The following is a 25,096-nucleotide window of genomic DNA, read 5'->3' on the forward strand; positions in this document are numbered from 1 at the left end:
ATGCCGCGTTTTCTTAGCTCCTTGTTGTTGCTGTGCCTGACCTTCAACGCCCACGCCGATAGCTACATCACGCGCCTGCTGAACAAACCGGTGCCCGGCGGCGTGGCGGTGATCGACCTGGGCAGCGCCGCCCAGGCGCCCAAGGCCAGCTACCAGGGAAAACCGCTGCTGGTAGTCAAGGAACAGAACAACTGGCTGGCGATTGTCGGCATCCCCCTGACCGTCAAACCCGGTACCCAGCAAATCAGTGCTGGCGGCCGCAGCCTGAACTTCAGCGTGACCAGCAAGAAATACCCGGAACAGCACATCACGCTGAAGAACAAACGCCAGGTCAACCCCGATCCGGCCGACCTCAAGCGCATCGACGCCGAGTTGGCCGAGCAGGTCCGCGCCTACCGCAGTTTCAGCCCCAACACTCCGAGCAATCTGCTGCTGGACAAGCCGGTGAGCGGCCCGCTATCGAGCAAGTTCGGCGTCCGCCGCTTCTTCAACGGTGAGGAGCGCAATCCACACGCCGGGCTGGACTTCGCGGTACCTGCGGGGACGCCGATCAAGACGCCGGCGGCCGGCAAGGTGATCCTGATCGGCAATTACTTTTTCAACGGCAATACCGTATTCGTCGACCACGGCCAGGGCTTTATCAGCATGTTCTGCCATATGTCGAAGATCGACGTGAAGGTTGGCCAGCAACTGGCCCGCGGCGGGGTGGTCGGGAAAGTCGGCTCCACCGGGCGCGCCACCGGGCCGCACATGCACTGGAACGTCAGCCTGAACGACGCCCGGGTCGATCCGGCGATCTTTATCGGGGCCTTCCAGCCCTGAGCCGTGGCTCCCGCAGGGATTGCGCAGGTTCAAAACTCCGCGCAATAAGATCGAGCCAGCCGTAAGCTCGACAGAATAAAATCTCGCAAAAAACCATTTTTAAGAGATTTATCTCAATTTTTTTCGACTGCTTGCCATCTTTCACCCCAGTGGTTAGGGTTGAGGGCATGAAAACCTCTCACACCCTCATTCAGCGCCGTCAACACCGAAGCCTCTGCCTCGTCAGCGCACGACTGCCAGGTTGAGTCGCGGTACCTCGTCCCCTGCTTCAAACAACACACCCATTGATTCACCGGCAGGCCGCCTCTTCTCGGCCCGGACAATAAGGATTTCCCCATGAGCATGCTCAAAGACCCTTCCTCGAAGTACCGCGCGTTCCCGACCATCAACTTGCCGGACCGCACCTGGCCGTCGAAGACCATCACCCGCGCGCCGATCTGGTGCAGCTCCGACCTGCGTGATGGCAACCAGTCGTTGATCGAGCCAATGGATGCGGTGAAGAAACTGCGCTTCTGGAAAACCCTGGTCGCCGTCGGCGTGAAAGAAATCGAGGCCTCCTTCCCGGCCGCGTCGCAGACCGACTTCGACTTCGTGCGTACCCTGATCGAAGGCGGCCACATCCCGGACGACACCACCATCCAGGTGCTGACCCAGGCCCGTGAAGACCTGATCGCCCGGACCTTCGAATCGTTGCGCGGGGCGAAGAAAGCCATCGTCCACCTGTACAACGCCACCAGCCCGTCGTTCCGCCGCATTGTCTTCAACCAGGACAAGGAAGGCGTGAAAGAGATCGCGGTGAACGCCGCCAAGCTGTTCGTCAAATACGCTGCCCAGCAGCCGGAAACCCAATGGCAGTTCGAATACTCGCCAGAGACCTTCAGCGCCACTGAGCTGGAGTTCGCCAAGGAAGTCTGCGACGCAGTGATCGAGGTCTGGAACCCGACGCCAGCCAACAAGGTGATCCTCAACCTGCCGGCCACCGTCGAAGTCGCCACGCCGAACATCTATGCCGACCAGATCGAATGGTTCGGTCGCCACATCAACCGTCGTGACAGCGTGATCATCAGCCTGCACACCCACAACGACCGTGGTACCGGCGTAGCCGCCACCGAGCTGGGCTTGATGGCCGGCGCCGACCGCGTCGAAGGCTGCCTGTTCGGCAACGGCGAACGCACCGGCAACGTCGACCTGGTCACCGTAGCCCTGAACCTCTACACCCAGGGCATCGATCCGGAACTGGATTTCTCCGATATCGACGGCGTGCGCAAAGTGGTCGAAGAGTGCAACCAGATCCCGGTTCACCCGCGTCATCCGTATGTCGGCGACCTGGTTCACACCGCCTTCTCCGGCTCGCACCAGGACGCTATCCGCAAGGGTTTCGCCCAGCAGAAATCCGATGCGCTGTGGGAAGTGCCGTACTTGCCGATCGACCCGGCCGACATCGGTCGCAGCTACGAGGCGGTGATTCGTGTCAACAGCCAGTCGGGCAAAGGCGGTATCGCCTACCTGCTGGAACAGGAATACGGCATCAGCTTGCCACGCCGCATGCAGATCGAGTTCAGCCAGGTGGTACAGCGTGAAACCGATCGCCTGGGCCTGGAGATGACCGCCCAGCAGATCCACGCGCTGCTCCACAGCGAATACTTGCAGGCCAACACCCCGTACGCGCTGGTCAGCCATCGCCTGCAGGAAGAAAACGGCCACAGCGCCGTGGAAGTGGAAGTGTCCGGCAAGGGCCAGGGCGAGACCAACCTGCACTGGCGTGGCAAGGGCAATGGCGCCCTGGAAGCCCTGGTGGCCGGCTTGCCGGTTCCGGTGGAAATCATGGACTACAACGAGCACGCCATCGGCGCGGGCACCAACGCCAAGGCTGCCGCCTATATCGAGCTGCGCGTGAACGGCGAGCGTGCGGTGCACGGTGTGGGTATCGATGAAAACATCACCACCGCCAGCTTCAAGGCCCTGTTCAGCGCGCTGAACCGCTCCCTGAGCCAGCTGGACGCCAAAGCCGCCTGACGGTTTTACGGCGACAAAAAAGCCCCGGATGATCCGGGGCTTTTTTTGGCTGTGTATTTATTGCCCCGCTCAGGCGGTGGTATTGATCCGCGCCGTCAGCGCCTGGAGCAAGGCCGCCTGCAATACTTGCAGGTTGTTGGCGGTGATCGCGATCTGCGCCTGCACCTCCAAGGCCTGTTGCGCCTTCTGCTCCTCGCTCGCCTGGCCCTTCTGCACCCCGGACAATTGCGACTGCTGCTCGGACAGGGTCTTTTCGGTCTGGTCGATCTGCTTCTGCAACTGCGCGACGATATCAGCGGTGGATGAGCTGAAGTCGGCCTTGGCACCGTACTCCTGCATGTCGACACTCACCGAGTCGCTGTCATCGACAGCGCCCTTGTCCTGCACCTCGAGCGGGCTGGCCTGCTGCTCGGCGATGTTAAGCTTTTGCGGCGCGGCCCCCAACGGGAATGGATTGATGCTCGCGGCACCGATAGTGGTCATGACAAATCTCCCTGAAAATCCTCTTACCCCTTAACGGCCCACCCCGACAGATCTTTAAGCCTGGGTGAACTCGAAGGTGTCCGCATCGAGGTAGGCTGGAAAGCGCGCGCGATAGGCCGCCAGATCCGCGGCATTCAGGCAGACCTGGAATACTCCGTCGGCCTCACCGGCGCTGAGCAGGGTCTCGCCCTGGAAATCCAGCACCTGGCTATCCCCGGTGTAGGCAAACCCCTTGCCGTCGGTGCCGACCCGATTGACCGCGGCCACATAACACAGGTTTTCGATGGCCCTGGCCGGCAACAAACGGTTCCAGTGCTGGCGCCGTGCCCCCGGCCAGTTGGCCGTGTACAGCAGCAAGTCGGTATCCCGGGCATCGCGGCTCCACACCGGAAAGCGCAGGTCGTAGCAGATCAGCGGCCTGACCCGCCAACCCTTGAGTTCGAATTGCACCTGACGCTCGCCTGGCGTGTAGTGATCGTGCTCGCCCGCTATGCGGAACAGATGGCGTTTATCGTAATGCCAGACCTCACCGTCAGGGCGAGCCCACAGCAGGCGGTTGCGGTGGCTGCCGTCGGCGGCCTGGATAATCACGCTGCCAGTGATGACCGCATCGAGCCTGGCGGCCTGGCTGCGCAGCCACTTGCTGGTCGGACCGTTTTCCGCCTCGGCGAGGGCTTCGGACTCCATGGAAAATCCGGTGGTGAACATTTCCGGCAGGATAATCAGGTCGGCGCCCCGGGCCTGTTCGAGCAACAGCTCGAAGTGCTCGAGATTGGCCTGGCGGTCGTGCCAGACCAGAGAGGTCTGGATCAGCGCCACATTCAGATTGGGCAAAGCACTCAGATCACGCATAGCTTCTCCGCTGCCTGACGCAGCGTCTCCTCACGCTTGGCAAAGCATAGCCTTACCAGACGCTGTCCTTGTGGTGGCTCGCGGTAGAACACCGACACCGGAATGGTCGCGACACCGTGCTCGCGGGTCATCCAGATCGCCATCTCGACGTCATTCAGGTCCGGGCGGATCTGCGAGTAGTCCACCAGTTGGAAGTAAGTACCGGCCACCCGGGTAAAGCTGAATCGCGAAGGTGCCAGCAGGTCGCAGAACAGGTCGCGCTTGGCCTGATAGAAACCGGGTAGCTCTTCGACATGTTCCGGGTGTTCGGCCATGTAGTCCGCCAGAGCGTACTGCAAAGGGGTCACGCCGCAGAAGCTGACATATTGATGCACCTTGCGCAGCTCCGCGCTCAGGGCCGGCGGAGCGACCACGTAGCCGGTTTTCCAACCGGTCACGTGATAGGTCTTGCCAAAGGAACTGACCACAAATGCCCGTTGGTACAGCTCCTCATGGGCCAGCACGCTGACGTGGGGGATGCCGTCGAATACCAGATGCTCGTACACCTCGTCGCTGACCAGGTAGATATCCCGATCGCGAATCAGCGCCGCCAACTGGTCCAGTTCGGCACGGCTGATCAGCGCACCGCTGGGGTTGTGCGGGGCATTGAGAATGATCATCCGCGTACGCGGGCTAAGGGCTTCGCCAAGCTTCTGCCAGTCGATGGCGAAATCGTTCAGGCCAAGCTGTACATGCACGCAGCGGCCGCCGGCCAGCTCCACCGAAGGCTCATAGCTGTCGTAGCAAGGATCGAAGACGATCACTTCATCACCGGGCTGGATCACTGCCTGGATGGCGCAGAAGATCGCCTGGGTGGCGCCCGGAGTGATGGTTACCTCGGTATCGGCATTCACCTGCACGCCATAACTGCGGGCGATCTTGGCCGCCACTTGCTGGCGCAAGGCCGGCAGGCCGGTCATCGGTGCGTATTGGTTGTGGCCGCTGGCGATATGCCGGGCGACGGCATCGCGCAGGGCCTGCGGGCCATCGAAATCGGGAAAACCCTGGGACAGGTTCAGCGCGCCGGTTTCCACGGCGAGCTGCGACATTTGCGTGAAGATGGTGGTGCCGACATTCGGCAGCTTACTGGTGATCATGGGTGATTCCCTGCTGAACACCCGGCTCTACGGCGGCTCGGGGAGGTCCCGAGAATAGCCCAAACCACAGGCATGAAAAAGGGCGCCAAAGGCGCCCTTTTTCCAAGGCAAATCCTGCAGGAGCCGGCTTGCCGGCGAAGCATTGAAGCGGGTCCGGGGCTTCGCCGGCAAGCCGGCTCCTATCAGGTGACTCAGCGCTTGTCTTTGCGCTTCTTCTCGGCCTTCTTGTGGTGTGTCATCAAACGACGCTTCTTGTTGACCTGACGGTCGGTGAGCGTGTTCTTGTTGCCTTCGTACGGGTTTTCGCCGCCCTTGAATTCGATGCGGATCGGCGTACCGACCAGTTTCAGAACACGCCGGTAGGTGTTTTCCAGGTAGCGCACATAAGACTTCGGCACCTTCTCCACCTGGTTGCCGTGGATCACGATCAGCGGCGGATTGGCACCACCCAGGTGGGCATAACGCAGCTTGATGCGACGGTTGTTGACCATCGGTGGCGCGTGCTCGCTCACGGCGTCTTCGAGAATCTGCGTCAGGCGGCTGGTCGGCCAGCGGGTTACCGCGGACTTGAAGGAGTTCTGCACCGACTGGTAGAGGTTGCCCACGCCAGTACCATGCAACGCCGAGATGAAGTGGATGTCGGCGAAGTCGACGAAGAACAACCGGCGCTCCAGCTCGGTCTTCACATAGTCACGCTCGCGCGGGTCCATGCCATCCCATTTGTTCAGGGCGATGACCAGCGCCCGGCCTGCTTCCAGGGCAAAGCCCAGCAGGTTCAGGTCGTGATCCACCACGCCTTCGCGGGCGTCCATGACGAAGATCACCACGTTGGCGTCCTTGATCGCCTGCAGGGTCTTGACCACCGAGAACTTTTCAACTTCCTCGTGGATCTTGCCGCGCTTGCGCACACCGGCGGTGTCGATCAGCGTGTACTTCTCTTCGTTACGCTCGAAGGGAATGTAGATACTGTCCCGGGTGGTGCCCGGCTGGTCGTAGACGATGACCCGGTCTTCGCCGAGCATGCGGTTGACCAGGGTGGACTTGCCCACGTTCGGCCGACCAATGATGGCGATCTTGATCCCGTCTTTTTCGCTCGGGCCCGGAATGCGCTTGGCTTCCTCGCCTTCGGCTACGACTTCTTCCTCCCCCTCTTCCGGCTCGTCTGCGTCGTCTTTCGGGAACTCGCGCAGGGCGATTTCCAGCATCTGCGTGATACCACGACCGTGAGCACCGGCGATCGGGATCGCGTCGCCCATGCCCAGTGGGGCGAACTCGGCACGCGCCATGTCAGGGTCGATATTGTCGACCTTGTTGGCGATCACGTAAGAGGTCTTGTTACGTTTGCGCAGGTGCTCGCCGATCATCTGGTCGGCCGCAGTGAAACCGGCCTTGGCATCTACCAGGAACAGGACGACATCGGCTTCTTCGATGGCCAGCAGCGACTGCTCGGCCATCTTTTCGTCCATGCCATGCTCGTCACCGGAGATACCGCCGGTGTCGATCAGAATGTAGGTACGCCCTTGCCACTTGGCCTCACCGTATTGGCGATCACGGGTCAGACCGGACAGGTCGCCGACAATGGCGTCGCGAGTCCGAGTCAGGCGGTTGAACAAGGTGGACTTGCCGACGTTCGGTCGGCCCACCAGGGCGATTACGGGAACCATGCGGCTCTCCACTGCGTTAATTCAGAAAATACAAAAGCCGCTGCGAGGCAGCGGCTGGTGCTCGGGGCAGCACATGACGTGCTGCGAACCTTGCCGGGGCAAGGCCGCTTGGGGATCAACCCCAAGCATAGTCAAACCATTACTTGATGGTCAGGGCTTCCAGTTTGCCGCTGTTGCCATACACATAAATCATGTTGCCCACTACCAGAGGACGCGCACGCAGACCATCGCTGTCGATACGCTCACGGCCAACGAAGCGACCGTCAACCTGGCTCAGCAGGTGCAGGTAACCTTCCAGGTCACCGACCGCCACGTAGCTGGAGAAGACTTCCGGGGCCGACAGTTGACGGCGGGCCAGCGAGTCGTTGCTCCACAGCGCAGTGGTGGAACGCTCGTCGATGCTTTCGACGGTGCCGGAGGACAGGCTCACATAGACGCTGCCGAAACCTTGAGCGACACCCGCATAGCTGGAAGCATCGCGCTGCCAGAGCGGACGACCGCTTTCCAGGTCCAGCGCCGCTACGCGACCCTGGTAGCTGGCGACATACAGGGTGCCGCCGGACAACAGCAGGCCACCGTCGATGTCGACCACGCGATCCAGCTCGGAACGACCTTGCGGAATAGCCACGCGCTGTTCCCACACCGGCACGCCGTTGCGGATATCCAGGGCCACCACTTTACCGGTCGACAGACCGGCGACCGCCAGGCGGTTGGTGGTGATTGGCGCACTGGTGCCACGCAGGGTCAGTACCGCCGGGGTGCTGTCGTAGACCCACATCTGGTTGCCGGTGGCGGCATCGAGGCCAATCACACGGTCATCCTGGGTCTGGACCACCACCACATCGCCATTGGTGGACGGCGGAGCCAGTACTTCACTGGTCACCCGCGCGCGCCACTTCTCTTCGCCGCTCGAAGCGTCCAGAGCGACCACTTCGCCCTTGAGGGTACCGATCATGACCAGGCCGTAACCCACGCCAACGGCACCGGACACAGGCAACTCCAGGTCCTGTTTCCATTTGACGTCGCCGTTCATGCGATCCAGTGCCTCTACCACGCCAGTGACGTCGGCGGCGTAGATGGTGCTGCCGTCGATCGCCGGAACCAGCATGTTGTAGGTTTCGCCCTGGCCGTCACCGACCGAACGGCTCCACTGTTTCTGCAGGACCACTTCTTCTTTGAAGTCGACCAGTTCGGCAGGTGGCAATTCTTTCTTGCTGTTGCTGCTGCAACCCGCGGCCAGAACGGCCAGAGCCAGCAATGCTGCATGTTTCCAACGGATCACGTCACGCATCCCCTTTGGCCAGGTCGTCCAGCTTGATTTGTAGGCCACCGACCGCCGCTTCATCGGACAGCGCGGCCTTGGCTTTTTCATACGCAGCATGGGCTTCGTCAGTACGGCCCAATTGGACCAGCAGGTCGCCCTTGAGCTCTTCGCGAGTGGCCAGGAATGCCTTGTCGGCATCGCCTTCGAGCAGCTTCAGCGCTTCGTCAGCCTTGTTCTGCGCGGCCAGGACCTGGGCCAGGCGCTGACGGGCGATTTCGCCCAGCGTCGGGTTGGCCGGCTTGTCGGCGATGGCTTTGAGTTCGGTCGCTGCGTCGTCCAGCTTGCCGGTGTCGACCGCCACCTTGGCGACGAACAGGCTGCCGTATTGCGCGTAGGCAGTACCGCCGAACTCACTGTTGAGCTTGCCGGCCAGGTCTGCAACACGGGCTGCATCCGGCTTGCCGTCAGGCGTCAGCGTGGTCTCCAGCAATTGCTGATAGAGCATCGAGGCGCCTTGCGATTGATTGTTCTGATACTTGTGCCAGGCCTGCCAGCCGAACACGATGACCAGCGCCAACAGGCCGCCGGTGACCAGGGGCTTGCCGTTGCGCTGCCACCAGTCCTTCAAATCCGCCAGCTGTTCATCTTCGGTACTCGACACCCCAATACTCCTTATTCGCTAAATCGGCTGTTTGACAGCTTCAACCCTGCACGACGCAGGTGGCCAGGTGTGCAGCGAGCGCATCCCAGGCAATGCTTTGTTGTTCGCCCTGGCCACGCAGGGGTTTGAAACCTACCACTTGCTGGGCCAGTTCGTCGTCACCGAGGATCAATGCGTACAACGCACCGCTCTTGTCGGCCTTTTTGAACTGGCTCTTGAAGCTGCCGGCGCCGGCGTTGATCTGCAGGCGCAGGTTGGGCAACTGGTCACGAACCCGTTCACTCAACGCCAGAGCAGCCAGTTCGGCGGCTTCCCCGAAGGCGCAGAGGTAAACGTCGACCTGGCGCGAGATCTCTTCCGGGATCTGCTCCAGAGTTTCCAGCAGCAGTACCAGACGCTCGATACCCATGGCAAAACCGACACCCGGGGTAGGCTTGCCGCCCATCTGCTCGACCAGGCCGTCGTAGCGGCCGCCGGCACAGACGGTGCCCTGGGCACCGAGCTTGTCGGTGACCCATTCGAAAACGGTCTTGCTGTAGTAATCCAGCCCGCGCACCAGCTTCGGGTTGATCACATAAGGGATACCGGCGGCATCCAGACGGGCCTTGAGCCCCTCGAAGTGCACGCGAGACTCTTCGTCCAGGTAGTCGGCCAGCTTCGGCGCGTCCACCAGTACGGCTTGAGTGTCCGGGTTCTTGGTGTCGAGCACGCGCAGCGGGTTGGTTTTCAGGCGGCGCTGGCTGTCTTCGTCGAGCTTGTCCATGCGTGCCGAGAGGAACGTCACCAGCGCATCGCGATAACGCGCACGGGCTTCGGCGGTTCCCAGGCTGTTCAGCTCGAGCTTGACCGCGTCACGGATACCCAGTTCGCCCCACAGGCGCCAGGTCAGCACGATCAGTTCGGAGTCGATGTCCGGACCGTCGAGGTTGAAGACTTCGCAACCGATCTGGTGGAACTGACGATAACGGCCTTTCTGCGGACGCTCGTGACGGAACATCGGGCCGATGTACCAGAGTTTCTGCACCTGGCCACCGCCAGTGATGCCATGCTCGAGCACAGCGCGCACGCACGCCGCGGTGCCTTCCGGACGCAGGGTCAGGGAGTCGCCGTTACGGTCGTCGAAGGTGTACATCTCTTTTTCGACGATATCGGTCACCTCACCGATGGAGCGCTTGAACAGCTCGGTGAACTCGACGATCGGCATACGGATCTGCTTGTAACCGTAGTTATCCAGCAACCGCGCAACGGTGCCCTCGAAATAGCGCCACAGGGGCGTCTGCTCGGGCAGGATGTCGTTCATGCCACGAATGGCTTGCAGAGACTTGCTCACAAAAAATCCTTAATTCGTTCGATTAGCCGCGCGCGATCAGCGCTGCGTCGGCTTCGACCTTTTCGGCCGCTTTCTCGCGGATCAGCTTTTCCAGTTGATCCACAAGATTGTCATTCGTCAGTTTCTGCGACGGCTTGCCGTCGATGTAAATCAGGTTCGGCGTCCCGCCGGTCAGGCCGATATGCGCCTCTTTGGCTTCGCCCGGACCGTTGACCACACAACCGATGACCGCCACGTCCAGCGGTACCAGCAGATCCTCGAGACGCCCTTCCAGTTCGTTCATGGTCTTGACCACATCGAAATTCTGCCGCGAGCAGCTCGGGCAGGCGATGAAGTTGATGCCACGGGAACGCAGATGCAGGGACTTGAGAATGTCGTAGCCGACTTTCACTTCTTCGACCGGGTCGGCCGCCAACGAGATGCGAATAGTATCGCCAATCCCTTCGGCCAGCAGCATACCGAGGCCCACGGCGGATTTCACCGTGCCTGAACGCAAACCGCCGGCTTCGGTGATACCCAGGTGCAGCGGCTGGATGATTTCCTTGGCCAACAGGCGATAGGCCTCGACGGCCATGAATACGTCGGAGGCTTTCACACTGACCTTGAAGTCCTTGAAGTTCAGGCGCTCAAGGTGCTCGACGTGGCGCAGGGCAGACTCCACCAGCGCCGCCGGGGTCGGCTCGCCATATTTCTTCTGCAGGTCCTTTTCCAGGGAACCGGCGTTGACGCCGATACGGATCGGGATCCCGCGATCACGGGCCGCATCCACCACCGCACGCACGCGGTCTTCACGACCGATGTTGCCGGGGTTGATCCGCAAGCAATCGACGCCCAGTTCGGCCACGCGCAAGGCGATCTTGTAGTCGAAGTGGATGTCGGCAACCAGCGGCACCTTGACCTGCTGCTTGATACGGCCGAAAGCTTCGGCCGCGTCCATATCCGGTACGGAAACCCGCACGATATCGACACCGGCGGCTTCCAGACGGTTGATCTGGGCCACAGTGGCCGCCACATCGTTGGTGTCGCTGTTGGTCATGCTCTGCACGGCAATGGGGGCATCGCCACCCACGGGTACCGAGCCGACCCAGATCTTGCGGGACTCGCGACGTTTGATTGGAGATTCGCCGTGCATGACTTATTGACCTAACTTCAGGCGAGCAGTCTCGCCACTGGTGAACGGAGCCACATCGACCGCTTGTCCGTTGTAGCTGACCTGCGCACCACGGGCATAACCCAGGCGCACGGCAAATGGCGGCTTGCCGGAAACATCGGCGGTCTCGCCCTTGCGCTTCAGGCCACTCAACAACACTTTACCGCTGCCGTCGGTGATCTGGGTCCAGCAATCGGCTGTGAACTGGATCTGTACCTGACCCGCGCCGGCTACAGGCGCGGCGGCGGGCGCAGTTGGAACTGCCGGGGCAGCCGGAATAGTCGCTGCTGCGACCACGGGCGCTACAGGGGCAGGCGCGGCCGAAGCGCTCGGCGCTGGTGCCGCCGGTGCCACGACCACTGGAGCAGGAGCAACCGGGGCCGCAGGTGCGGCAGCCGGCGCGCTTGGCGCAGGGGCTGTAGCATCAGCCTGGGTCTGGCCTGGAGCCGGGGTTTCAGGCAGGGCCAGGGCGGTTTCACCCTCGGCCTGACCTTCCACGACCGCCTGGTCTTCCGGCTCGTCGATCGGATGAATCTGCGTGGTGCCGTCTGCCCCTTCGACTTCGACGTGTTCCTGATTGAGGCCAACCAGCTCCTTGGTGCGCACGGACGTTTGATCCTGCCACCAGATAAAGCCACCACCGATCACCGCGATCAGCAGCAACAGGCTGACGATGCGCAAAATGGTGTGGGAAACCCGTACTGGCTCTTCGATACGGCCGAGGCTGTGCACATTGCTGCCCTGGGAATCGGTGCCCGTGTATTGGTCGAAGGCCTGGACCAGAACGGCCTGGTCCATCCCCAGCAACTTGGCATAGGCACGGATATAACCGCGGGCGAAGGTATGCCCCGGCAGTTTGTCGAAAGCGCCGGCTTCCAGATTGCTCAACGAGTTTGCGGTCAGATTGAGCTTGAGGGCCACTTCAGCCAGCGACCAACCATTGCTTTCGCGGGCCTGACGCAGGGTCTCACCGGGGTTGACGCGAGTCGCTGCTAGAACTTCGGGATGCGCCGCTTTCATCATTGCTCCGACAGGTATTGCTGATATTCCGGCGTACCGGGATAGAGTCGTTTTAATTGCAGGCCGTAACTGGCGGCCTTGTCGCGATCTTCAAACACCGTTGCCAGCCGAACGCCGAGCAATAGACTACGTGCATTTTGCTCGCTCAGCAGGCTAAAACGATCGTAATAGTCGCGTGCGGGCACATAATGCCTGTCTTCGAAGGACAACTCAGCCATTTCCAGCAATGCGCGAGGCTGCTGGCGGTTCAGGCGCAGGGCTTTTTCCAGCTGTTGCCGGGCCAGGTCACGCTCACCCAGCATCGCGGCGGTCATGCCAAGGTTCTCGAACACTCGGGATCGCTCGGGGTACAGGGTATCAGCAGCCGCCTGTTCAAAGCGCTGATAAGCATCTTTGTAACGTTTTTCTTCAAAGAGAAAGCTGCCGTAGTTGTTCAGGATACGGGCATCGGAGGGACGCGCAGCCAGGGCCTTGCGGTAATGCTGGTCAGCCAGCTCGGGTTCCATTTCGGCCTGGAACACCAAGGCCAGAGCGGCATTGGCGTCAGCATCGGACTCGTCCAGCTCCAGGGCCTTTTTCAGCGGCACTTTCGCCCGTTCGGTCATGCCTTGTTGCAGATACCCCAGGCCCAGCTGAACATAGGCCTCACGCGCCTCGTCCCGCCCCTTGCTTGTCTTCATCGGGTTGAAATCCCCCGAAAGAACACAGCCAGCCGACAGGCTGACAAAAAGCAGAAGCAGCGCGACGCGCAAGGTCATGGAGATCCTCTCTCAGGTACGATTCGCAGCGCTTTGCGGCATATCGGCGTCGGCGCTCAACTCGCGCACGGCGATATAACGTTCGCTACGACGGGTGCGATCCAGCACCTGCCCGACCAGTTGTCCACAGGCCGCATCGATGTCTTCGCCGCGCGTGGTGCGCACAGTGACGTTGAAGCCTGCGTGATGCAGTTGATCCTGGAACCGGCGAATGGCGTTGTTGCTCGGCCGCTCGTAACCGGAATGCGGGAACGGGTTGAACGGGATCAGGTTGATCTTGCAAGGAATGTCCTTGAGCAACGCGATCATCTCGACAGCGTGTTCAACCTTATCATTGACGTCCTTGAGCAGCGTGTACTCAATCGTCAGCACACGTTTCTCGCCCAGCGACGACATGTAGCGCTGACAGGACTCGAGCAGCATCTTCAGCGGGTACTTCTTGTTGATCGGTACCAGCTGGTTGCGCAGCGCATCGTTCGGTGCGTGCAGGGACAACGCCAGGGAAACGTCGATGTGCTTGGCCAGCTCATCGATCATCGGTACCACGCCGGAGGTCGACAGGGTCACGCGGCGCTTGGAAATGCCGTAGCCCAGGTCGTCCATCATCAGGTGCATGGCCGAGATGACGTTGTCGAAGTTCAGCAGCGGCTCACCCATGCCCATCATCACCACGTTGGTGATGGCACGGTCGACGGTCGCCGGGACGCTGCCAAAGGATTTGTTGGCAATCCACACCTGGCCGATGACTTCGGCGGCGGTGAGGTTGCTATTGAAGCCTTGCTTGCCGGTGGAGCAGAAACTGCAGTCCAGGGCACAGCCTGCCTGGGACGAAACGCACAAGGTGCCGCGTTTGCCCTGGGGAATGTAAACGGTCTCGACGCAGCTGCCGGACGCCACGCGCACCACCCACTTGCGGGTGCCGTCGCTGGAGATGTCCTCGCTGACCACTTCCGGACCACGAATTTCGGCAACGGCCTTGAGCTTTTCGCGCAAGGCCTTGCCGACGTTCGTCATGGCGTCGAAATCATCGACGCCAAAGTGGTGAATCCATTTCATTACCTGACCGGCACGGAAACGCTTCTCCCCGATTGAGTCGAAGAATTTTTCCATTTCCGGTTGAGTCAGACCCAACAGGTTAGTTTTGCCAGTCGATGTAGTCATGGTTTCACCTTCACTCACGGGCCTTTGGCTTAGCGAGTGGTCACTTCGGTGGAAGCGAAGAAGTAAGCGATTTCGCGGGCAGCAGCGGCTTCGGAGTCCGAACCGTGAACGGCGTTGGCGTCGATGGACTCAGCGAAGTCAGCGCGGATGGTGCCGGCAGCAGCTTCTTTAGGGTTGGTAGCGCCCATCAGCTCACGGTTCAGAGCGATAGCGTTTTCGCCTTCCAGAACCTGAACGACAACCGGACCGGAAGTCATGAAAGCAACCAGCTCGCCGAAGAAGCCACGAGCGCTGTGCTCAGCGTAGAAGCCTTCAGCTTCGGCTTTCGACAGTTGCTTCATTTTCGAAGCTACAACGCGCAGGCCAGCTTTTTCGAAACGGGTAACGATCTCGCCGATGACGTTTTTTGCAACAGCGTCAGGCTTGATGATGGAGAAAGTACGTTGAACAGCCATGGTGTAACTCCAGAAACGGTGATTAAAGCGAAAAATTAAACCCGCGAATTATACGCGGGTTTATAGGGATTGCCTAACTGCGTACGGGACAGACTCAGTCTGCTTCTTCGATCCAGGCGGCCTGAATGGCTTCAAGAACCTTCTCGCCACCGCGAGCCGGATCGTCGCTGAATTCCGGCAGTGCCAGAACCCATTGGTGCAGATCGACAAAGTTTACGTACCGCGGATCCACATCCGGCTTGGATTCAGCCAGCTGAATCGCGATTTCCAGCACATCAACCCATTTCAGACTCATGATGATTCCTTGAATCAGTGCGGCGCTTCGGCTGCATGGTTGAGCGAGTATTTCGGAATTTCGACGGTCAGGTCTTCCTCGCCGACGATCGCCTGGCAGGATAGACGCGATTGCGCCTCCAGACCCCAGGCTTTGTCCAGCAAGTCTTCTTCCAGCTCGTCGGCTTCGTTCAGCGAGTCGAAACCCTCGCGAATGATGCAATGGCAAGTGGTGCAGGCGCAGACGCCGCCGCAGGCGCTCTCGATCTCGATGTGGTTGTCATGCGCCACTTCGAGAATCGAGGTACCCGGGGCAGCCTCTACAACCAGGCCATCCGGGCAAAACACGGCGTGTGGCAGAAAAATGATCTGCGGCATCAGTTATTCCTCGATTTCATTCAGATTGCGCCCCGCCAGAGCGGCTTTCACCGTCGAGTCCAGGCGGCGGGCAGCAAAAGCATCGGTCACTTGCGACAGACGCTTGGTCTGCTGCTCGATGGCGTAACCATCGGTGCCACGCATCAATTCACTCAATTCCTGCATTTGCAGCTCGATGACCATGCGCTCTTCGGCATCCAGCAGACGCTCGCCGTCCGCCTCCAGAGCGCCCTGCACCGCCTCGATCAGGCGCTGGGCATCGACCTGCTGCTCACGCAGCACGCGGGCGACCTTGTCGTCGCTGGCGTACTGGAAGGAATCCTTGAGCATCCTGGCGATTTCGCCATCGGTCAGACCGTAGGAGGGCTTGACCTGAATGCTGGCTTCGACGCCCGAGCCCAGCTCGCGAGCGGACACGCTCAGCAGACCGTCGGCATCGACCTGGAAGGTCACGCGGATCTTCGCTGCCCCGGCGACCATGGCCGGAATACCGCGCAGTTCGAAACGCGCCAGGGAACGGCAGTCGCTGATCAGCTCGCGCTCGCCCTGCAACACATGAATCATCATGGCCGACTGGCCATCTTTGTAAGTGGTGAAGTCCTGGGCCCGGGCAACGGGGATGGTGGTGTTGCGCGGAATCACCTTCTCCATCAACCCCCCCATGGTTTCCAGCCCCAGGGACAGCGGAATCACATCAAGCAGCAGCAGTTCGCCACCATCGCGCTTGTTACCGGCCAGGGTATCGGCCTGGATCGCGGCACCAATGGCCACCACCTGGTCCGGGTCGATCTCGGTCAGCGGCTGGCGACCGAACATTTCGGCGACCGCCTCGCGAACCCGTGGAACGCGGGTCGAACCACCGACCATGACCACTGCCTGGACATCTTCCAGCTCGACATTGGAATCACGCACGGCACGACGGCAGGCCTTGAGGCTGCGCGCCACCATCGGTTCGATCAGGGCATCGAAGACTTCGCGGGTCAGCGGTGCCGACCAGGCGCCATAGGTCACATCGACCGACGGGGCATTGGTGAGCGCTTCCTTGGCGGCACAGGCGATTTGCAGCAGATTACGCTGCTTGCCCGGATCGAGATCGGCGGACAGGCCGGCGCTCTCGATGATCCAGCCGGCGATCGCATGATCGAAATCGTCACCGCCCAGGGCGCTGTCGCCACCGGTGGCCAGCACTTCGAAGACACCGCCGGTCAGGCGCAGAATGGAAATATCGAAAGTCCCGCCACCCAAGTCATAAATGGCCACCACGCCTTCGGCGTGTTGATCCAGACCATAGGCCACGGCCGCCGCGGTCGGCTCGTTGAGCAGACGCAACACATTGAGACCGGCCAGCTTGGCCGCATCCTTGGTCGCTTGACGCTGCGCATCGTCGAAATAGGCCGGAACGGTGATCACCGCCCCCACCAGCTCACCGCCCAGGGTCGACTCGGCGCGCTGGCGCAGGACCTTAAGGATATCGGCGGAGACTTCCACCGGGCTTTTCGGGCCCTGGATGGTGTCGATGAACGGCATGTGCGACTCGCCGTCGACGAAGCGGTATGGCAACTGCTCGCCCAACTGCTTGACGTCGGACAGACCACGCCCCATCAAGCGCTTGACCGACAACACAGTGTTCAGGGGATCGGCAGACGCCGCCAGCCTGGCGGACTCGCCCACCTCGACACGGTCGGCGTGATAGCGCACGGCAGACGGCAGGATGACCTGCCCGTTGGCATCGGCCAGCGGCTCGGAAAGACCACTGCGCAAGGCAGCGACCAGCGAATTGGTAGTACCCAAGTCGATCCCCACAGCCAGGCGACGCTGGTGTGGTTGAGGACTTTGGCCGGGTTCAGCGATCTGCAGTAGGGCCATGTTTATCTGGACTTATCTGTATATCAGGCGTGCGACCGGAGCGGCACTGGGTTAATCGTCGAGGCGCTCTTCTAACTGGCGCACTTCGTAGGTGAGCTTGTCGAGGAACTGCATGCGCCGCATCAGGCGCTCGGCCTGTTCGCGTTGCGCAGCATCATCCCAACAGGCTGCGAAGCTTTCGTTCAATTCATCCTGGGCCACTTTCAGGCGGCGCTTGAAAGCTGCGATACCGGCCAGATCGGCCTCGTCCTGCAGATCCTCGAGCTCTTCGCGCCACTGCATCTGCTGCAGAAGGAACTCCGGATCGTGCACCGTGACCTCCAGCGGCAGCTCATGGCCGCCCATCGCGAGCAGGTATCGCGCGCGCTTGGGAGGACTCTTGAGAGTCTGGTAGGCCTCGTTGAGGCTGGCGGATTGTTCCAGCGCCAGCCGCTGCTCACGCTCGGAAGCGTCAGCGAAGCGGTCCGGATGAACGGCACGCGCCAACTCACGGTAGCGCGTGGCCAGCTGCTCGAGATCCAGGCGGAAGCTCGGCTGCAGCTCAAATAAAGCGAAATGACAAGGAGTACCCACGAGCAGCCTCAGATGTTGAAGCTTTCGCCGCAGCCACATTCACCGCGCACGTTGGGGTTGTTGAACTTGAAGCCCTCGTTCAACCCTTCCTTGACGAAGTCCAGTTCGGTGCCATCCAGGTAGGTCAGGCTTTTCGGATCAATGATCACTTTCTCGCCATGACTCTCGAACACCTGATCGTCTTCACCGATCTCGTCGACGAACTCCAGGACATAGGCAAGGCCGGAACAGCCCGTGGTGCGAACACCCAGACGAATCCCATCACCTTTGCCGCGCCCGTTGAGGGAGCGCCGCACGTGTTGAGCAGCCGCTTCTGTCATGCTGATAGCCATCGTGACTCCTTACTTGTCGCTCAATCTGTGAAAGCTGATCCGCAAAAATCAGATCAGGCCTTTCTTCTGCTTGTAATCGCGAACGGCGGCCTTGATGGCGTCTTCGGCGAGTACCGAGCAGTGGATTTTCACTGGCGGCAGGGCCAGCTCTTCAGCCAGCTGAGTGTTCTTGATGGTCTCTGCTTCATCCAGAGTCTTGCCTTTCATCCACTCGGTAGCCAGGGAGCTGGAGGCGATCGCCGAGCCGCAACCGTAGGTCTTGAACTTGGCGTCTTCGATGATGCCCTGCTCGTTGACCTTGATCTGCAGGCGCATCACGTCGCCGCACGCCGGAGCGCCGACCATGCCGGTGCCGACATCAGGATCTTCCGCGTTCATCTTGCCGACGTTGCGCGGGTTCTCGTAGTGGTCGATGACCTTTTCGCTGTAAGCCATGATTCTTAATCCTCACTCATCAGGGCCGCTCTTGAGCCCCTGTAGTTACGCCTGCGTCAGTCGCCGCGTCGCTACAGGAGCTGTACCTGGCGGCTTCTATATTTAGTGTGCCGCCCACTCGATCTTCGAGATATCGACGCCGTCTTTGTACATGTCCCACAGCGGCGACAGAGCGCGCAGCTTGGTCACGGCCTCGCAGACTTTCTGCGCGGCGTAATCGATTTCTTCTTCGGTGGTGAAGCGGCCGAAGGTGAAGCGGATCGAGCTGTGTGCCAGTTCGTCGTTGCGGCCCAGGGCGCGCAGTACGTACGAAGGCTCCAGCGAAGCCGAAGTGCAGGCCGAACCGGAGGAAACCGCCAGGTCCTTGAGCGCCATGATCAGCGACTCGCCTTCGACGTAGTTGAAGCTCAGGTTCAGGTTGTGCGGTACGCGGGAGGTCATGCTGCCGTTGATGTACAGCTCTTCCAGGTGCTCGACCTGCTTGTAGAAACGGTCGCTCAACGCCTTGATGCGCAGGTTTTCGGCAGCCATGTCTTCCTTGGCTACACGGAAGGCTTCGCCCATGCCAACGATCTGGTGGGTGGCCAGGGTGCCGGAACGCATGCCGCGCTCGTGACCGCCGCCGTGCATGGTCGCTTCGAGGCGAACCCGCGGCTTGCGGCTGACGTACAGCGCGCCGATACCTTTAGGACCGTAGGTCTTGTGGGCGGAGAAGGACATCAGGTCGACTTTCAGCGCCTGCAGGTCGATGTCGACCTTGCCGGTGGACTGAGCCGCATCGACGTGGAACAGAATGCCTTTGGAACGAGTCAGCTCGCCGATGGCGGCGATGTCGTTGATGGTGCCGATTTCGTTGTTCACGTGCATGATCGAAACCAGGATGGTGTCGTCGCGCAGGGCGGCTTCAACCATGGCCGGAGTGATCAGGCCGTCTTCGCCCGGCTCGATGTAGGTGACTTCGAAGCCTTCACGCTCGAGTTGGCGCATGGTGTCCAGGACAGCCTTGTGCTCGATCTTCGAGGTGATCAGGTGCTTGCCCTTGGTGTGATAGAAATGCGCGACACCCTTGATTGCCAGGTTGTCGGACTCGGTGGCACCGGAGGTCCAGACAATTTCACGCGGGTCGGCATTGACCAGGTCAGCCACTTGGCGACGGGCATTTTCCACCGACTCTTCGGCTTTCCAGCCGAACACGTGGGAGCGGGACGCCGGGTTACCGAAGTTTCCGTCGACCAGCAGGCATTCACTCATCTTTTGCGCGACACGCGGATCAACCGGGGTGGTCGCTGAGTAATCAAGGTAAATCGGCAATTTCATGGACTCTCTCCTAAATCAGGCTGGCTGACGTGCCGCTAGCTCTTTGGCTGTCATTCGACGGCGGACGCTTCAATCTTGTCCAGGTGCTGCGCCTTGCCATTACAGCGGCGCTGATCCTGACGCTGGGCTACTTCTTGCACCTCACGGCGAGTCACAAGGTCAGCCAAGCTGATACCGCTCAGAAATTCGTGAATCTGCAGGCTCAGATCGCACCACAGGTGGTGGGTCAGACAGGTGTCGCCGGAATGGCAATCGCCCTGGCCCTGGCATTTGGTTGCATCGACCGACTCGTTCACCGCATCGATCACCTGGGCCACCTGAATGCCTTGCATGTCACGCGACAGCTGGTAGCCACCGCCTGGACCACGCACGCTGGACACCAGATTGCTGCGGCGCAGCTTGGCGAAGAGCTGTTCGAGATAGGACAGGGAGATGCCTTGGCGCTCAGAGATATCGGCCAGGGACACCGGCCCATGTTGCGCGTGCAACGCCAAGTCAAGCATGGCTGTTACCGCGTATCGGCCTTTTGTAGTCAGTCGCATGGACAAGTACCACGGAGTGTTTCGGGATGGGAGCGAGTATGCAATTCCCGAGTAATTAAGTCAACTATAAGACCTACTACTTTAGTCAGGTTTACCCGCAAAAGAGCGCGCGAATCATAGCAAAGTCTGCAGGGTAATGGCACGCCCTGGATTTGCTCGGTGACTAATGGGTCGCCAACGCTCTTTTGGACGTTGCGCGAGCAGGCTCACCTCGACAAAGCAAGCCAGCTCGCGATCAACGCCAAAGCCCCGAAAGCTCAGCCAACCTGGCTGTCGCCCTTGTCCTTGACGCCCGCAAAGTCCTCATCGCGCAGCGCCGGCAGATCCTTGGCACAGTAGTTACTGCCCAGATCCTTCAAGGCCCCGCACATCCCCTCCAGACGCCCATCGACAGCCTGCAGATGATCGAGCAACTGGCCAATGGCCCGCGCCACCGGGTCCGGCATGTCTTCACTGACCCCATAGGCGTCGAAACCGAGCTTCTCGGCCATGGCCTTGCGCTTGGCTTCCTGCTCGTCATCAGACTTGACGATGATGCGCCCGGGAATACCCACCACCGTGGCGCCAGCCGGCACCGCCTTGGTCACCACCGCATTGGAGCCGACCTTGGCGCCCGCCCCTACAGTGAACGGCCCCAGCACCTTGGCGCCCGCCCCCACCACCACGCCATCCTCCAGAGTCGGATGACGCTTGCCCTTGTTCCAACTGGTGCCGCCCAAGGTCACACCTTGATAGAGGGTGACGTCGTCACCGATCTCGGCGGTCTCGCCAATGACGATGCCCATGCCGTGGTCGATAAAGAAACGGCGACCGACCTTGGCCCCCGGGTGAATCTCGATCCCGGTCAACCAGCGCCCGAAGTTCGACACCAGGCGCGCCAGCCACTTCCAACCCATGCCCCACAACGCGCCGGACAGGCGATGAATCCAGATGGCGTGCATGCCCGGGTAGCAGGTCAGGACCTCGAACGCATTACGCGCCGCCGGGTCACGATGGAAAACACTCTGGATATCTTCACGCAAACGCTCAAACATCATCATTCTTCCGCTTCAGGAGCTCGCCACGGGCCGCTTTCTGGGTCTCCGTGAGGATGCCACGCAAAATATTCATTTCCGCCCGACTCACCGAGCTGCGTCCGTACAACCGGCGCAGGCGCGCCATCAAGTGCCGTGGCTTTTCCGGATCGAGGAAGTCGATGGCCACCAGCGTCTGCTCCAGATGCTCGTAGAACCGCTCCAGTTCATCCATGGTCGCCAGCTCATCACTGCGCGGCGACGCCACTTCATCCTTCTCGACCTTGCTCGGCTGACCTTCGGCCGCCAGCCAGGACATACGCACTTCATAAGCCAGTACCTGCACCGCCGTCGCCAGGTTCAGCGAGCTGAACTCCGGGTCCGAAGGGATATGCACGTGAAAATGACATCGCTGCAGCTCGTCATTGGTCAGGCCGGAATCCTCACGACCAAAGACCAAGGCAATTTCGGCGCCCTGCCCCGCCTCTTGCACCACCTTGACCCCGGACTCCCGGGGATCGAGCAACGGCCAGGGAATACGCCGGTCACGGGCGCTGGTGCCAAACACCAGGGTGCAGCCGGCCAGGGCATCTTCCAGGGTGGCGACCACCTGAGCGTTTTCCAGAATGTCGGTAGCGCCGGAAGCCCGCGCATCGGCCTCATGGGAAGGGAAAATTCGCGGCTCGACCAGCACCAGCCGCGACAGCCCCATGTTCTTCATGGCACGCGCAGCCCCGCCGATGTTTCCGGGATGACTGGTATTGACCAGGACGACACGAATGTTCTGCAGCAAGGGAGGCGCTCTCGGACACGGGAAAGGGGAGCAAATCTTACAGAACAGCCAGCGCTCCCGCCTCAAAAATAACTGCTCCTGGATCGCACCTTATAGAAGCCGACCAGCTCCAGACGAACCACCACTCGTCAAAATGTCCGCGTATTTATGGGCTTGAGCGGCAGGTCAAGGCAAGCGGAGCGAATGTCGACCTTCATCTGCAAAAGTTTTCTGCTAGAATGCTCGGCTTTCTTTAACAACCTTAGGTGACCTATCCATGCAGCCAATGCTGAATATCGCGCTGCGCGCCGCCCGCAGCGCCAGTGAACTGATTTTCCGCTCCATCGAGCGCCTGGATACCATCAAGGTCGACGAAAAAGACGCCAAAGACTACGTATCCGAAGTTGATCGCGCTGCCGAGCAGAAGATCATCGACGCATTGCGCAAAGCCTACCCGACTCACGGCATTCTCGGCGAAGAAACCGGCCTGCACGCTGGCAGCGGCGAAGGCGAAGACTACCTGTGGATCATCGACCCACTGGACGGCACCACCAACTTCCTACGCGGCATTCCTCATTTCGCTGTCAGCATCGCCTGCAAATACCGCGGCCGCCTGGAACACGCCGTGGTTCTGGACCCGGTGCGCCAGGAAGAATTCACCGCCAGCCGTGGTCGCGGCGCCCAACTGAACGGTCGTCGCCTGCGCGTCAGCGGCCGCACCAGCCTGGACGGCGCCCTGCTGGGTACCGGCTTCCCGTTCCGTGACGATCAGATGGACAACCTCGACAACTACCTGGGCATGTTCCGCGCCCTGGTCGGCCAGACCGCCGGCATCCGCCGCGCCGGCGCTGCCAGCCTGGACCTGGCCTACGTGGCTGCCGGTCGTTTCGACGCCTTCTGGGAGTCAGGCCTGTCCGAGTGGGACATGGCTGCGGGCGCCCTGCTGATCCAAGAGGCCGGCGGCCTGGTGAGCGACTTCACCGGCGGTCACGACTTCCTGGAAAAAGGCCACGTGGTTGCCGGCAACACCAAATGCTTCAAGGCGGTCCTCACCGCCATCCAGCCGCACCTGCCGGCTTCGCTGAAGCGCTAAGCGCCAGCAACAAAAAAGCACCCCTCGGGGTGCTTTTTTATGCCTGGGGTTTATCGGAAAACAACTCTCCCTGTAGAAGCCTCAAAAACCTGCAGGCAATAAAAAAGCACCCTGCAGGGTGCTTTTTCATGATGACACTGGATGCTTATTGCACCGGCTGGTTCTGGCCCAGGATCAACTGACCTTCCTTGTTGACCGGAATCTGGCTGCCTGGATCACGATCCATACGCACCTGACCCTGCTTGCCGTTCAGCTCGTACTTCACGTCATAACCCACGACCTTTTCGCTGATGTCGTTGACCGTATTGCAGCGAGTCTGAGTGGTGGTGTAGGTGTCACGCTCCTGCATGCCTTCCTGCACTTTGTTACCGGCGTAACCACCGCCGACCGCACCGGCGACCGTGGCGATCTTCTTGCCCGTACCGCCGCCGATCTGGTTGCCCAGCAGGCCACCAGCCAGCGCACCGACCACCGTACCGGCGATCTGATGTTGATCCTTCACCGGGGCCTGACGGGTCACGGTGACGTCCTTGCACACTTCACGCGGTGTTTTGATCTGTTGTTTGACCGGCTGAACTGCCAGCACCTGCGCATACTCAGGGCCACTATTGACCAGCTTGTAGGTGGCAACAGCCCCCCCAGCAGTCACAGCGACGGCACCTAATACCGCACCAACCAGCATCGACTTGTTCACGTGAACCTCCTGACCATCACAAGCGGGACAAGCCCGCGCTTCTCCCAGCCTTGGAGCATAAAAAAAGGCGCGAGTTCAATACTCGCGCCTTTTCGACTACTTGGCGGGAAGGGAAAACCGTTATGGACGGTCGTCGACTTCCTTCTCGGTATTGGCCGGAGGAATCAAATCCTCGCTGCTCAGGTTCAGCCAGATCAGCACCACGTTGGCGATGTAGATCGACGAGTAGGTACCCGCCAGGACACCAACGAACAAGGCGATGGAGAAGCCCCACAGGTTGTCGCCACCGAAGAACAGCAGTGCCGCGATCGCCAGCAGGGTGGAGATCGAGGTCGCCATGGTGCGCAACAGGGTCTGAGTGGTCGAGATGTTGATGTTCTCGATCAGGCTGGCCTTGCGCAGCACACGGAAGTTCTCACGCACCCGGTCGAACACCACGATGGTGTCGTTGAGCGAGTAGCCGATGATCGCCAGTACCGCCGCCAGCACCGTCAGGTCGAAGGTGATCTGGAAGAACGACAGGATACCCACAGTCACCACCACGTCGTGGATCAGGGAGACGATGGCGCCGACCGCGAACTTCCACTGAAAGCGGAAGGCCAGGTAGATCAGGATGCCGCCCAGCGCCATCAGCATGCCGAGGCCGCCCTGGTCGCGCAGCTCTTCACCCACTTGCGGGCCGACGAACTCGACGCGCTTGACCTGCGCCGGGTTGTCGCCGCCGGTCTTCTGCAGCGCCTCCGCCACCTGGTGGCCCAGTTGCGGGTCTTCACCCGGCATCCGCACCAGCAGATCGGTGGTCGCACCGAAGCTTTGCACGATCGCTTCGTGATAGCCGGACTCGCTCAGTTGAGCACGAACCTTCATCACATCCGCCGGACGCTCGTAGGTCAGCTCGATGAGCGTACCGCCGGTAAAGTCCAGGCCATAGTTCAACCCCTTGTGGAACCAGCTGAACAGCGCCAGAACGGTCAGGAGCACAGTGAGGCCGAACGCAACGTTGCGCACGCCCATGAAGTTGATAGTACGTAACATG

27 protein-coding genes are annotated in these 25,096 nt (G+C 60.7%); 3 read left to right on the forward strand and 24 right to left on the reverse strand.

The features are described from left to right. Entirely contained in the window at positions 1-822 is an 822-nt protein-coding gene (locus CXQ81_RS26435) for a peptidoglycan DD-metalloendopeptidase family protein (RefSeq protein WP_063432877.1), read from the forward strand. A gap of 336 nt (positions 823-1,158) precedes the next feature. After that, positions 1,159-2,838: a 2-isopropylmalate synthase gene (gene leuA / locus CXQ81_RS26445; RefSeq protein WP_007929549.1), complete on the forward strand. Its 1,680-nt coding sequence runs from the start codon at positions 1,159-1,161 to the stop codon at positions 2,836-2,838. 69 nt (positions 2,839-2,907) lie between these two features. Here leuA and CXQ81_RS26450 read toward each other — a convergent pair whose 3' ends face one another. The 22 genes from CXQ81_RS26450 to trmJ form a co-directional block, all read right to left on the reverse strand. Continuing rightward, positions 2,908-3,321: a hypothetical protein gene (locus CXQ81_RS26450; RefSeq protein ID WP_087090054.1), complete on the reverse strand. Its 414-nt coding sequence runs from the start codon at positions 3,319-3,321 to the stop codon at positions 2,908-2,910. A 54-nt stretch (positions 3,322-3,375) separates the two neighbouring features. Further along, complete coding sequence (locus tag CXQ81_RS26455; RefSeq protein WP_101338983.1) at positions 3,376-4,173, reverse strand: amidohydrolase; 798 nt, start codon at positions 4,171-4,173, stop codon at positions 3,376-3,378. Continuing rightward, positions 4,161-5,309 (reverse strand): pyridoxal phosphate-dependent aminotransferase, encoded by a 1,149-nt coding sequence (locus tag CXQ81_RS26460; RefSeq protein WP_101338984.1) that lies wholly within the window; start codon positions 5,307-5,309, stop codon positions 4,161-4,163. Before CXQ81_RS26460 ends, CXQ81_RS26455 begins: the two co-directional genes overlap by 13 nt. A 191-nt stretch (positions 5,310-5,500) precedes the next feature. Beyond that, positions 5,501-6,973: a ribosome biogenesis GTPase Der gene (der, locus tag CXQ81_RS26465; protein ID WP_007929542.1), complete on the reverse strand. Its 1,473-nt coding sequence runs from the start codon at positions 6,971-6,973 to the stop codon at positions 5,501-5,503. Between the two features lie 139 nt (positions 6,974-7,112). Next, entirely contained in the window at positions 7,113-8,264 is a 1,152-nt protein-coding gene (gene bamB, locus CXQ81_RS26470; protein WP_009045434.1) for an outer membrane protein assembly factor BamB, read from the reverse strand. Continuing rightward, positions 8,257-8,898 (reverse strand): tetratricopeptide repeat protein, encoded by a 642-nt coding sequence (locus CXQ81_RS26475; RefSeq protein ID WP_007929540.1) that lies wholly within the window; start codon positions 8,896-8,898, stop codon positions 8,257-8,259. Before CXQ81_RS26475 ends, bamB begins: the two co-directional genes overlap by 8 nt. Before the next feature lie 40 nt (positions 8,899-8,938). Next, entirely contained in the window at positions 8,939-10,228 is a 1,290-nt protein-coding gene (gene hisS / locus CXQ81_RS26480; protein WP_101338985.1) for a histidine--tRNA ligase, read from the reverse strand. 22 nt (positions 10,229-10,250) lie between these two features. Further along, on the reverse strand, positions 10,251-11,360 hold the full coding sequence (ispG, locus tag CXQ81_RS26485; protein ID WP_007929536.1) for a flavodoxin-dependent (E)-4-hydroxy-3-methylbut-2-enyl-diphosphate synthase: 1,110 nt from the start codon (positions 11,358-11,360) through the stop codon (positions 10,251-10,253). Positions 11,361-11,363: 3 nt separating this feature from the next. After that, a complete protein-coding gene (locus tag CXQ81_RS26490) occupies positions 11,364-12,398 on the reverse strand; it encodes a RodZ family helix-turn-helix domain-containing protein (protein WP_101338986.1) in 1,035 nt (344 codons plus the stop codon). Continuing rightward, entirely contained in the window at positions 12,398-13,156 is a 759-nt protein-coding gene (gene pilW / locus CXQ81_RS26495; RefSeq protein ID WP_007929533.1) for a type IV pilus biogenesis/stability protein PilW, read from the reverse strand. Before pilW ends, CXQ81_RS26490 begins: the two co-directional genes overlap by 1 nt. 12 nt (positions 13,157-13,168) lie before the next feature. Next, on the reverse strand, positions 13,169-14,317 hold the full coding sequence (gene rlmN / locus CXQ81_RS26500; RefSeq protein WP_007929531.1) for a 23S rRNA (adenine(2503)-C(2))-methyltransferase RlmN: 1,149 nt from the start codon (positions 14,315-14,317) through the stop codon (positions 13,169-13,171). A gap of 29 nt (positions 14,318-14,346) precedes the next feature. Continuing rightward, on the reverse strand, positions 14,347-14,772 hold the full coding sequence (gene ndk, locus CXQ81_RS26505; RefSeq protein ID WP_007929529.1) for a nucleoside-diphosphate kinase: 426 nt from the start codon (positions 14,770-14,772) through the stop codon (positions 14,347-14,349). Between the two features lie 94 nt (positions 14,773-14,866). Then, on the reverse strand, positions 14,867-15,067 hold the full coding sequence (gene iscX, locus CXQ81_RS26510) for a Fe-S cluster assembly protein IscX (protein ID WP_007929528.1): 201 nt from the start codon (positions 15,065-15,067) through the stop codon (positions 14,867-14,869). 14 nt (positions 15,068-15,081) lie between these two features. Continuing rightward, complete coding sequence (gene fdx / locus CXQ81_RS26515; RefSeq protein WP_007929527.1) at positions 15,082-15,423, reverse strand: ISC system 2Fe-2S type ferredoxin; 342 nt, start codon at positions 15,421-15,423, stop codon at positions 15,082-15,084. 3 nt (positions 15,424-15,426) lie between these two features. Further along, positions 15,427-17,289 (reverse strand): Fe-S protein assembly chaperone HscA, encoded by a 1,863-nt coding sequence (gene hscA / locus CXQ81_RS26520; RefSeq protein ID WP_101338987.1) that lies wholly within the window; start codon positions 17,287-17,289, stop codon positions 15,427-15,429. Positions 17,290-17,340: 51 nt separating this feature from the next. Next, positions 17,341-17,862: a co-chaperone HscB gene (gene hscB / locus CXQ81_RS26525; protein ID WP_007929525.1), complete on the reverse strand. Its 522-nt coding sequence runs from the start codon at positions 17,860-17,862 to the stop codon at positions 17,341-17,343. A gap of 8 nt (positions 17,863-17,870) precedes the next feature. Then, entirely contained in the window at positions 17,871-18,194 is a 324-nt protein-coding gene (gene iscA / locus CXQ81_RS26530) for an iron-sulfur cluster assembly protein IscA (protein WP_007929524.1), read from the reverse strand. Positions 18,195-18,242: 48 nt separating this feature from the next. Next, entirely contained in the window at positions 18,243-18,629 is a 387-nt protein-coding gene (gene iscU, locus CXQ81_RS26535; protein WP_007929523.1) for a Fe-S cluster assembly scaffold IscU, read from the reverse strand. A gap of 102 nt (positions 18,630-18,731) precedes the next feature. Continuing rightward, complete coding sequence (locus CXQ81_RS26540) at positions 18,732-19,946, reverse strand: IscS subfamily cysteine desulfurase (protein WP_009045441.1); 1,215 nt, start codon at positions 19,944-19,946, stop codon at positions 18,732-18,734. 50 nt (positions 19,947-19,996) lie between these two features. Then, positions 19,997-20,488 carry a Fe-S cluster assembly transcriptional regulator IscR gene (gene iscR / locus CXQ81_RS26545; protein WP_009045442.1) on the reverse strand — a complete coding sequence of 164 codons (492 nt, stop codon included), beginning with the start codon at positions 20,486-20,488 and terminating at the stop codon, positions 19,997-19,999. Positions 20,489-20,745: 257 nt separating this feature from the next. Beyond that, positions 20,746-21,522, reverse strand: coding sequence for a serine O-acetyltransferase (gene cysE / locus CXQ81_RS26550; protein ID WP_007929518.1), 777 nt, complete (start codon positions 21,520-21,522; stop codon positions 20,746-20,748). Continuing rightward, positions 21,515-22,294 (reverse strand): tRNA (cytosine(32)/uridine(32)-2'-O)-methyltransferase TrmJ, encoded by a 780-nt coding sequence (trmJ, locus tag CXQ81_RS26555; RefSeq protein WP_007929516.1) that lies wholly within the window; start codon positions 22,292-22,294, stop codon positions 21,515-21,517. Before trmJ ends, cysE begins: the two co-directional genes overlap by 8 nt. Before the next feature lie 256 nt (positions 22,295-22,550). Here trmJ and suhB point away from each other — a divergent pair, with 256 nt between their 5' ends. Next, complete coding sequence (gene suhB, locus CXQ81_RS26560) at positions 22,551-23,366, forward strand: inositol-phosphate phosphatase (protein ID WP_007929514.1); 816 nt, start codon at positions 22,551-22,553, stop codon at positions 23,364-23,366. A 145-nt stretch (positions 23,367-23,511) separates the two neighbouring features. Here the strand turns inward: suhB and CXQ81_RS26565 are convergent, their stop codons facing one another. Together CXQ81_RS26565 and secF are read right to left on the reverse strand one after the other, a co-directional pair. Further along, entirely contained in the window at positions 23,512-24,060 is a 549-nt protein-coding gene (locus tag CXQ81_RS26565) for a glycine zipper 2TM domain-containing protein (RefSeq protein WP_007929513.1), read from the reverse strand. Positions 24,061-24,180: 120 nt separating this feature from the next. Next, the gene (secF, locus tag CXQ81_RS26570; protein ID WP_044464854.1) at positions 24,181-25,095 is read right to left on the reverse strand and encodes a protein translocase subunit SecF; all 915 of its coding nucleotides are present in this window, start codon (positions 25,093-25,095) and stop codon (positions 24,181-24,183) included. Between the last annotated feature and the right edge of the window lies 1 nt (position 25,096).

Origin of the sequence: Pseudomonas sp. 09C 129, from assembly GCF_002843625.1 — a bacterium.
In the GTDB taxonomy this organism is placed as follows: domain Bacteria; phylum Pseudomonadota; class Gammaproteobacteria; order Pseudomonadales; family Pseudomonadaceae; genus Aquipseudomonas; species Aquipseudomonas chlororaphis.

Coding starts and splice junctions, on each gene's coding strand:
- CXQ81_RS26435 (WP_063432877.1), top strand. CDS start 1: ATGCCGCGTTTTCTTAGCTCCTTGTTGTTGCTGTGCCTGACCTTCAAC.
- leuA (WP_007929549.1), top strand. CDS start 1,159: ATGAGCATGCTCAAAGACCCTTCCTCGAAGTACCGCGCGTTCCCGACC.
- CXQ81_RS26450 (WP_087090054.1), bottom strand. CDS start 3,321: ATGACCACTATCGGTGCCGCGAGCATCAATCCATTCCCGTTGGGGGCC.
- CXQ81_RS26455 (WP_101338983.1), bottom strand. CDS start 4,173: ATGCGTGATCTGAGTGCTTTGCCCAATCTGAATGTGGCGCTGATCCAG.
- CXQ81_RS26460 (WP_101338984.1), bottom strand. CDS start 5,309: ATGATCACCAGTAAGCTGCCGAATGTCGGCACCACCATCTTCACGCAA.
- der (WP_007929542.1), bottom strand. CDS start 6,973: ATGGTTCCCGTAATCGCCCTGGTGGGCCGACCGAACGTCGGCAAGTCC.
- bamB (WP_009045434.1), bottom strand. CDS start 8,264: ATGCGTGACGTGATCCGTTGGAAACATGCAGCATTGCTGGCTCTGGCC.
- ispG (WP_007929536.1), bottom strand. CDS start 11,360: ATGCACGGCGAATCTCCAATCAAACGTCGCGAGTCCCGCAAGATCTGG.
- CXQ81_RS26490 (WP_101338986.1), bottom strand. CDS start 12,398: ATGAAAGCGGCGCATCCCGAAGTTCTAGCAGCGACTCGCGTCAACCCC.
- pilW (WP_007929533.1), bottom strand. CDS start 13,156: ATGACCTTGCGCGTCGCGCTGCTTCTGCTTTTTGTCAGCCTGTCGGCT.
- rlmN (WP_007929531.1), bottom strand. CDS start 14,317: ATGACTACATCGACTGGCAAAACTAACCTGTTGGGTCTGACTCAACCG.
- ndk (WP_007929529.1), bottom strand. CDS start 14,772: ATGGCTGTTCAACGTACTTTCTCCATCATCAAGCCTGACGCTGTTGCA.
- iscX (WP_007929528.1), bottom strand. CDS start 15,067: ATGAGTCTGAAATGGGTTGATGTGCTGGAAATCGCGATTCAGCTGGCT.
- fdx (WP_007929527.1), bottom strand. CDS start 15,423: ATGCCGCAGATCATTTTTCTGCCACACGCCGTGTTTTGCCCGGATGGC.
- hscA (WP_101338987.1), bottom strand. CDS start 17,289: ATGGCCCTACTGCAGATCGCTGAACCCGGCCAAAGTCCTCAACCACAC.
- iscA (WP_007929524.1), bottom strand. CDS start 18,194: ATGGCTATCAGCATGACAGAAGCGGCTGCTCAACACGTGCGGCGCTCC.
- iscU (WP_007929523.1), bottom strand. CDS start 18,629: ATGGCTTACAGCGAAAAGGTCATCGACCACTACGAGAACCCGCGCAAC.
- CXQ81_RS26540 (WP_009045441.1), bottom strand. CDS start 19,946: ATGAAATTGCCGATTTACCTTGATTACTCAGCGACCACCCCGGTTGAT.
- iscR (WP_009045442.1), bottom strand. CDS start 20,488: ATGCGACTGACTACAAAAGGCCGATACGCGGTAACAGCCATGCTTGAC.
- cysE (WP_007929518.1), bottom strand. CDS start 21,522: ATGTTTGAGCGTTTGCGTGAAGATATCCAGAGTGTTTTCCATCGTGAC.
- suhB (WP_007929514.1), top strand. CDS start 22,551: ATGCAGCCAATGCTGAATATCGCGCTGCGCGCCGCCCGCAGCGCCAGT.
- secF (WP_044464854.1), bottom strand. CDS start 25,095: ATGTTACGTACTATCAACTTCATGGGCGTGCGCAACGTTGCGTTCGGC.